Here is a 1,235-nt window from a genome sequence, read left to right as displayed (position 1 = left end):
GCACTCGCACCGCGCCCCGGACCCGTGCCCGTCCTCGTTCCCGCCACCGCACGCACCATCGCGCCTCGCACCTCTCTCGTCTCTCGCTCTCGCACCACGTCGTCACGCGTCATCGACCGTGCCGGGACCACCCGGACAGAGCTCTCCCGCACGGCAAGGAGTCACGAGTCGCTCGCTTTCCGTGACCGCTGAGACCATCCTGTGGCACAGCGCAAATCGAGCGGCGTGAGTTATCCACAGACGGCGGCGCTCGTCGTATGAACACCCGTATGAACACAGGGTGCGGGCGGGCGCGCGGGCGGCGGGATGTGTGTGGACGCGGTGCCGGGAGCCTCCTCGGGCGGGACGTCCGGAGCGCCGAGCGGGTAACGTCGAGGAATGTCCGCCGATCCTCTGAACCGGGCGAGCGACGGCGTCCGGCACGCCGCCGGACAGTCGCAGCCCGCACCTGCCGCCGTGGAGGTGCGCCGCAGCGCCCGCAGGCGCCGCACCGTCTCCGCGTACCGCGAAGGCGACCGCACCATCGTGCTCATCCCGGCCCGGATGTCGGCCGCCGAGGAGCGACGCTGGGTGACGAAGATGCTCGACCGGCTCGCCGCGCAGGAGAGCAAGCGGCGGCTGGGCGACACCGAACTGGCGCAGCGCGCCGCGCAGCTCTCGGGCCAGTACCTCGACGGCCGCGCCCGCCCCGACACCGTCCGCTGGGTCACCAACCAGAACACGCGCTGGGGCTCGTGCACCCCGGCCGAGGGCAGCATCCGCCTCTCGCACCGCCTCCAGGGGATGCCCGAGTACGTCATCGACTACGTCCTCCTGCACGAACTCGCCCACCTCCTCGTCCCCGGTCACGGCGCGCGTTTCTGGGCTCTGCTCGACGCCTATCCGCGTACGGAGCGCGCCCGCGGTTTCCTGGAGGGCGTCGTCGCGGGCCGTAACCTCCCCCACGCGCTCCCGGAAACCCCGGCACCCCCGGACACCACGGACTGATTCCGCCACCGCCACGTCAAGCCGGGGGCGGCAGGACGGGGCACCGGCACCGCACCCCGCCTCCCCCTTCACCCCGCCCCCGCACCTCCACCCCCGCCCCGCGAACGGTTAGCCTGGCCGACGCGACCTCTCCTCTCGGCCAGGTGTTCGTGCCCCGGTGGCGCTCGCCCGGCCCCGAGCCGCGAGCCTCGTGCCCCGTGCCCGGCGGCCGGTGCCCGGCGGCCCGTGGCCGCCGGCCCGGCGTCCGG

General features: G+C 74.0%; 1 protein-coding gene. It reads left to right on the top strand.

What is annotated here, in order from left to right:
• Nucleotides 1-378: 378 nt before the first annotated feature.
• Complete coding sequence (locus SSBG_RS08215; RefSeq protein WP_037869241.1) at nt 379-987, top strand: M48 family metallopeptidase; 609 nt, start codon at nt 379-381, stop codon at nt 985-987.
• The last annotated feature ends 248 nt before the right edge of the window (nt 988-1,235 follow it).

This window comes from Streptomyces sp. SPB074, assembly GCF_000154905.1.
Classification (GTDB): Bacteria; Actinomycetota; Actinomycetes; order Streptomycetales; family Streptomycetaceae; genus Streptomyces.
This window is presented reverse-complemented; position numbering and strand designations above follow the sequence as displayed.

Bases quoted from the DNA above. Each gene is read 5' to 3' on its own strand.
- SSBG_RS08215 (WP_037869241.1), top strand. From the start codon at position 379: ATGTCCGCCGATCCTCTGAACCGGGCGAGCGACGGCGTCCGGCACGCC.